This is a genomic window from Roseateles flavus, from assembly GCF_039872765.1.
GTDB lineage: Bacteria > Pseudomonadota > Gammaproteobacteria > Burkholderiales > Burkholderiaceae_C > Roseateles_B > Roseateles_B flavus.
In genome coordinates this window covers 47,165-53,335 of the sequence record NZ_JBDPZC010000020.1, presented here as the reverse complement: position 1 = coordinate 53,335, position 6,171 = coordinate 47,165, and the positions used below count along the sequence as shown (strand labels likewise).

General features: G+C 69.6%; 4 protein-coding genes. 2 read left to right on the top strand and 2 right to left on the bottom strand.

What is annotated here, in order from left to right:
- Positions 1-157: 157 nt before the first annotated feature.
- Positions 158-3,298 carry a M30 family zinc metallopeptidase gene (locus ABDJ40_RS24020; RefSeq protein ID WP_347613569.1) on the bottom strand — a complete coding sequence of 1,047 codons (3,141 nt, stop codon included), beginning with the start codon at positions 3,296-3,298 and terminating at the stop codon, positions 158-160.
- Positions 3,299-3,478: 180 nt separating this feature from the next.
- Positions 3,479-4,567, bottom strand: a complete 1,089-nt coding sequence (locus ABDJ40_RS24015; protein ID WP_347613566.1) for a S1C family serine protease — start codon at positions 4,565-4,567, stop codon at positions 3,479-3,481.
- Positions 4,568-4,662: 95 nt separating this feature from the next.
- On the opposite strand from ABDJ40_RS24015, the gene ABDJ40_RS24010 reads away from it, so the two are divergent.
- Positions 4,663-5,397 carry an acetyltransferase domain-containing protein gene (locus tag ABDJ40_RS24010; protein ID WP_347613565.1) on the top strand — a complete coding sequence of 245 codons (735 nt, stop codon included), beginning with the start codon at positions 4,663-4,665 and terminating at the stop codon, positions 5,395-5,397.
- Complete coding sequence (rlmB, locus tag ABDJ40_RS24005; RefSeq protein ID WP_347613564.1) at positions 5,394-6,140, top strand: 23S rRNA (guanosine(2251)-2'-O)-methyltransferase RlmB; 747 nt, start codon at positions 5,394-5,396, stop codon at positions 6,138-6,140. The genes ABDJ40_RS24010 and rlmB overlap by 4 nt, the downstream gene beginning before the upstream one ends.
- The last annotated feature ends 31 nt before the right edge of the window (positions 6,141-6,171 follow it).

Below are 6,171 nucleotides of genomic sequence, written 5' to 3'. Positions count from 1 at the left end.
GGCATGCTTATGGCTGTTCATCCGGTGTTGGCTCTGGAGTGGATTGGGTGTTTGGCGACTTCCAGTCTCTCAAACCCAATCCGGATGAACACCGGATACAACCTATTGAAGCTTCACAACTAGGGCCGGAACCGAGGGGCCGGCCGCGGCGGGTGGATCAGCGGATCAGCACCTGCAGCACATGCCCCGGCGGCACCTTGATGCCCTTGCGGCGGTAGTGGCCCCCGGCGTCTTCGCCCACGTTGTCCCACAGATAGACATGGCTGCCCGGTGCCAGCGTCCAGGGCTCGTTGGTGCGCATGGGCGGGCCTGATCCCACCCGCTTGAGGTCGATGGCCGGGAGGTCGATGTCGCCATTGACCAGCGCGGGCATGCCCATGCCCGCGGCCTCGTCGCTGTTGACGGACCCGGCCAGGCTGGCGTTCATGGCGGCGTAGTGCGTGGCCAGGCCTTCGCCTGTGGTGCGGAAGGCCTGCTCGTCCAGGCAGCGCAGGCTGCTCATGAGCTGGGCGCCATCGGCGCAGTCGAAGGTCAGCCCGCGCAGCAGCTGGGCCCCCGCCCGGCGATCCAGGAAGGCCGCAAGGCTGCCGCCCACGCTGTAGTCCGTATGGCTGCCGCCCAGGTACTGGTGCGTGGCGGCGGTGGCCTGGTAGCTGGCGATGCGCATGCTCATGGCGGTGTGGCGGCTGCCGTCGGCATTGCTGATCAGCGATGAGGAGATCAGGTCCTCGGCCATCATGGCCGTGGTCTCTTCCAGCCAGCTGTCATGCGCGGGCCAGTTGTTCAGGAGGGTGCGCTGGTAGTCGTTGATCAGGTGCATGAACTCGTGCACCAGCGCGGACTTGATGAAGTTGAGCTCGACCTGGACGAATCGGGCGTTCACCACCATCAGCAAGGCCTCATTGCTGTCAGGGAAGTCCTTCTTCAAGAACTTGTTGATGCCGTGAACGTAGGCTGCCCAGTACACGGAGGGGCCCGGATCGACCAGCAGCACGTGGATGGGCTGCAGCGTGTCGTCCTTGAGATAGCTGCTCTGGTCGTGAGGCCCGTAGATCTCGGCCCCCAGGAGCTGCTGCAGGCGATGGAAACCGCCTTTCTCGCCGCAGACCACGGGCTTGAACTCGGCGGCCACCTGTTCGCTCGTCGCCAGCGCCCGCTCGACCACCTGCTCTTCCATCCAGAACAGCACCGCCCGGCCGCCGGGCAGGGTGCAGCTGTCGACCAGCCGGCTGCTGTACTGCAGGCCGATGCCGGTGGTGTCCTGCCAGGTCCTCTGGCTGCCGAGTTCCGGCACCACGCTGGGCAGGCGCGGCGCCGAGGCCTGCAGGGCCTTGCGTCGCTTGCCGTCGGGCTTGGCCCGGAGGCCGGAGGACTCCAGGGTCCGCATCAGCTCGCGCTCGCCCTTGAGGTGTTCGGCATGGGCCTCGTCGTGCCGCTTGAGCAGGGTCGCCCGGGCCTGCGTGAGACTGGCGCGGTAGTCGGCGGCCTGCTGGGCGCTGCTGGGCACGATGCCGCTGACGACACCCAGCTCAGCCGTTCCTGCTCCGTTGTCTGAGGCATTGCTGAGGCTGACCATCACCTGGCGGCCGGCCGGCAGGCCCTCGATGTCGAGGTTGACGAGCTGGGGGTGCGGCTGGTCGTTGTTCAGCTGCCAGCGCCCCAGGCCCGAGCCGGCATAGACGCCGGGCGCCTGGGCCGGGCAGGACTCGGACTTGCAAGGGGCCACCGGGATGTTGTCCAGGCGGCTGGCCACCACGGTGATGGGCAGCAGCTGCCGGGCCATGCGCTGGGTGACGGTGTCGGTCACGGTCACCTGGACCTGGTAGGTCCCGGGATGGGCGAAGCTGTGCGAGACCTCGTCACCGCGCGCGACGGTGCCGTCGCCGAAACGCCAGTCGTGCACCAGCTCGTGGCCCAACTCCGAGGCGGACTCCGCCCGCAGCTTCAGCGGTTCGCCGGGCAGCAGCGGGCTGAGGGCGGCCTGCACCCCGGGCGGATAGACCGTCAGCGGGTCCGACCCGGTGGCATGCAGCGTGAAGCTGGCGTAGCCCGGCATGGTGTCGAGGCCTACCGAGATGACGTAGTCCCCCGGCCGGTCGGGCCGGAACTTGGCGGTCTCGTTGACCCAGTTCGGCGCCAGCACGGTCGCGCTGCTGCCCTTGGGTGCCTTCTCGACGGTCCAGGAACGATGGACGCCGGACAAGGGATTGCCGTAAGGGTCCCGGTTGGCCGAGGTGTCCAGGGTGATGGTCTGGCCGACGGTGGCGGTACCTGGGCCCTCGATGCGTCCCCTGGGCTTCTCGACCACCGGGAGGGCGACTCGCATGCCGTGGAGGACCGCGTCCTTGGCCTCTCCTTCGACGTCGATCCAGTAGTCTCCGGGGGCGTCCGGCGTGAAGGTGAATGCCGGTCCGCGGCTTGTCTGGCCTGGCAGGCGGCTGCTCTCGGGCACCTTATGCAGGGTCCAGCGGTAGCTCGCTTCGAGCGTGTCGGGAGCTCCGTGGACCGTGGCCGAGACCATGGTGGGCCTGCCCACCGGCAGCCCGCAGCCTTCGACAAACGAGGTACAGCCGTAACGCACGCCGATCCAGAACTCCGGCATCGCGGCACCGGACAGCGTGCGGACCGTGCGGCTCACCGTGCTGCCCTGCCGGGACTCGAGCTCGACCTGGTAGCTGCCGGGAATGTCGGCGCTGAGCCGGACCTCCTGTCCGAACTCGCCGCTGAGCCTGGCCTTGCTGCCGCTCGGGGCCTGCAGCAGGCGCCAGCGGTAGACGGTCGATCCCAGCTCGTCCGAGGGCGCCGCGGCGGCCACCAGGGCGGTGGACTGGCCCAGGGGCAGGGTGCTCGCGCCGGTGGAGGTCTGGATCAGCGGGCCCTTGACCGCCTCGACCGCCCACTGGCTGCTCTGCGTCTGGCCATCGGCCAGGACGGCCGTCCATTGCACGAGGTAGCGCCCCGGGGTGTCGGTGCGCAGCAGGCGGCTGCTGCCGCCCTCGCCGGCGAGGGTCGCCTGGCTGTCCGAGGGGCGTTCCAGCAGCTGCCACGTCGTGCGCACCGGCAGGGCGCTGTCGAGTGTCAGGCTGCCCATCAGCGGGACGGCCTCGCCCGGCTGCACCTGGGCCGGGCCGCGCAGCAGCAGGGACAGGCGGGCGGGTGGCGTCGGCAGCTCCGTGGGCCTGGTGCTCTCGGCGCCACCCCCACCACAGGCACTCAGGGCCAGGCCCAGGCAGGCCGCCAGCGCCAGGCTCGCGACCCTCCAGCGGCCCTGCACGGCCGCGTCCAGCATCTTCTTCATGAATCCCCCTTGGGCTCCCCGGCCCGTGCGCCCTGGTTCTTCTTTCGCGTGGGCGCAGGCTCGCCTGGTGGAGCGCTGGCATTGTCCGGCGAAAAGGGGCGGAAGACGCCGGTCGGGTGGCCGGGCGGTGATCGGGGCTAACCCTGAGGGTCAAGACCTGACCCCGTGGCGCTGCAGACTTCAGTCGCTGGACGCGCCCAGCACCACGGCCTGCTTGCGTGTCTTGCCCTTGTTCCACAGGGTCAGGGTCACCCGTTCACCGACCTGGCGCTTCTCCAGCAGGGCCAGCATGTCGTCCAGGTCCTTGATGGGCTCGTCATTGAGCGCGGTGATCACGTCGCCCTGCACGATGCGGCCGTCGCGGCCCCGGTGGAAGGCCTGCAGGCCGCTCTCGGCGGCCGGGCTGCGCGGGCCCATGCCCACGATGGCCACGCCACGGGGCAGCTGCAGGGCCTGGTGCAGCTGGGCCGTGCCGGCACTCACGCCGAGCGCCGGGCGGATGAAGCGGCCGTCCTTGATCAGCCGGGGCACCACGCGGTTGACCTCGTCCACCGGGATCGCGAAGCCGATGCCCGCGCTGGCGCCGCTGGGGCTGTAGATCTGCGTGTTGACGCCGATCAGGCGGCCCGCGGAGTCCAGCAGGGGGCCGCCGGAATTGCCAGGGTTGATGGCCGCGTCCGTCTGGATCACCCCGCGGATGGCGCGGCGATTGACCGACTCGATTTCGCGGTTGAGCGCGGAGACGATGCCGCGGGTGAGCGTCTGGTCCAGGCCGAAGGGATTGCCGATGGCGTAGACGCCCTGGCCCACCTGCAGCTCGCGGCTGCTGCCCACGGGGATGGGCTGGAGCTTGTCGCGCGGGGCCTCGATGCGCAGCACGGCCAGGTCGCGGTCGGGGAAGGCGCCGACCAGGCGGGCGCTGTAGCTGCTCTGGTCCGCCAGGGTGACCCGGGCCGCGTCACCGCCCTGGATCACGTGGAAGTTGGTGACGATGTGGCCCTGCTCGTCCCAGATGAAGCCGGTGCCCGTGCCGCGCGGGACCTGCTCGACGTTGAGCGAGAAGAAGTCGCGCTGCATGTCCAGCGTGGTGATGTGCACCACCGAGGGCGAGACGCGCTTGAAGACGCTGATGTTGTTCTGCTCGGCGGCATCCAGGGGGCCACGCGGGGTGATGGCACGGGGCTGGGCCTGCGCGGTCCAGGCCAGGCAGGCGGTCAGCAGCAGGACCAGCGGGGCGGTCCGCGAGGGGAAGCGGGGCAGGGCGGGCATTCTGGGGCGGCAAGGGACGCGTTGTGGTCCGAGAATGAGAGCAGGGCTTCATTATTCAAGACTTAGACTGCGCCCCTTGCCGTCTTTTGCCTGACATGAGCCACGCCACGCCGCCACCGTTCCTCCGCGATAACCGCCTCGATGCCCTGCGCGGCCTGGCCATGGTCTGGATGACGGTCTTCCACTTCAGCTTCGACCTGCAGCACTACGGCTTCTTCAGGGCCGACTTCTACGGCGATCCCTTCTGGACCTGGCAGCGCAGCTGCATCGTCAGCCTCTTCCTGCTGTGCGCGGGCATGGGGCAGGCGGTGGCCCTGGCCCAGGGGCAGGGCTGGCCGCGCTTCTGGCGGCGCTGGGGCCAGGTGGCGGGCTGCGCCCTGCTGGTCAGCCTGGGGTCCTGGTTCATGTTCCCGCGTTCCTTCATCAGCTTCGGCGTGCTGCATGGCATGGCTCTGATGCTGATCCTGCTGCGCTGGGGGCTGCCGCGCCTGGGGCAGGGCGCGCTGCTGGGTCTGGCCCTGGGCTGCCTGCTGCTGCCGGTCTTCGTCCAGCACCCCTTCTTCGACACGCGCTGGACCAACTGGGTGGGCCTGGTGACCCACAAGCCCGTCACCGAGGACTACGTGCCCGTGCTGCCCTGGCTGGGCCTGATGCTGGCAGGTGCGGCCCTGGCGCGCTGGCTGCTGCCACGCCTGGGGGCCCCGCGGCCTTCGGGCCCCCTGCGCCGCGGCCTGGCCCTGCTGGGGCGCTGGAGCCTGAGCTACTACATGGTCCACCAGCCGGTGCTGATCGGCGGGCTGATGCTGTGGCAGGCGACAATGCGGGGATGAGCGCCAAACACATCCTCTTCGGCTTCCATGCCGTCACCGTGCGGCTGAAGACCGCGCCCCAGTCCATCAGCGAGATCCATTTCGAGGGCGCGCGCCGTGACCAGCGCATGCGCCAGTTCCTGGACCGAGCCCGCGAGGCCGGTGCCAAGCTGGTGGAGAGCGATGGCGAGCGCCTGGCCGCCCTGGCGGGCAACAGCCGCCACCAGGGCGTGGTGGCCCGCTGCACGGCCGTGGCCCAGCAGCACTCGCTGGACGATGTGCTGGACGGCGTGGAAGGCGCCCCCCTGGTGCTGGTGCTGGATGGCGTCACGGATCCCCACAACCTCGGCGCCTGCCTGCGGGTGGCCGACGGCGCGGGAGCCCATGCCGTCGTCGCGCCCAAGGACCATGCGGTGGGCCTCAACGCCACCGTGGCCAAGGTGGCCAGCGGTGCGGCCGAGACCGTGCCCTACCTGATGGTGACCAATCTGGCGCGCACGCTCAATGAGCTCAAGGAGCGCAATATCTGGGTGATCGGCACCTCGGACCAGGCCGAGAAGTCCATCTATGACCTGGACCTCAAGGGCCCCGTCGCCCTGGTGCTGGGTGCCGAAGGCGAGGGCATGCGCCAGCTGACGGCCAAGACCTGCGACGAACTCGTCCGCATTCCCATGCAGGGGGCGGTCGAGAGCCTCAATGTGTCCGTCGCGGCAGGGGTGTGCCTCTACGAAGCCCTGCGCCAGCGCGGGGCCGGCTCGCGATAATCCGGCCCATCAACGATTCACGAGACCCCAA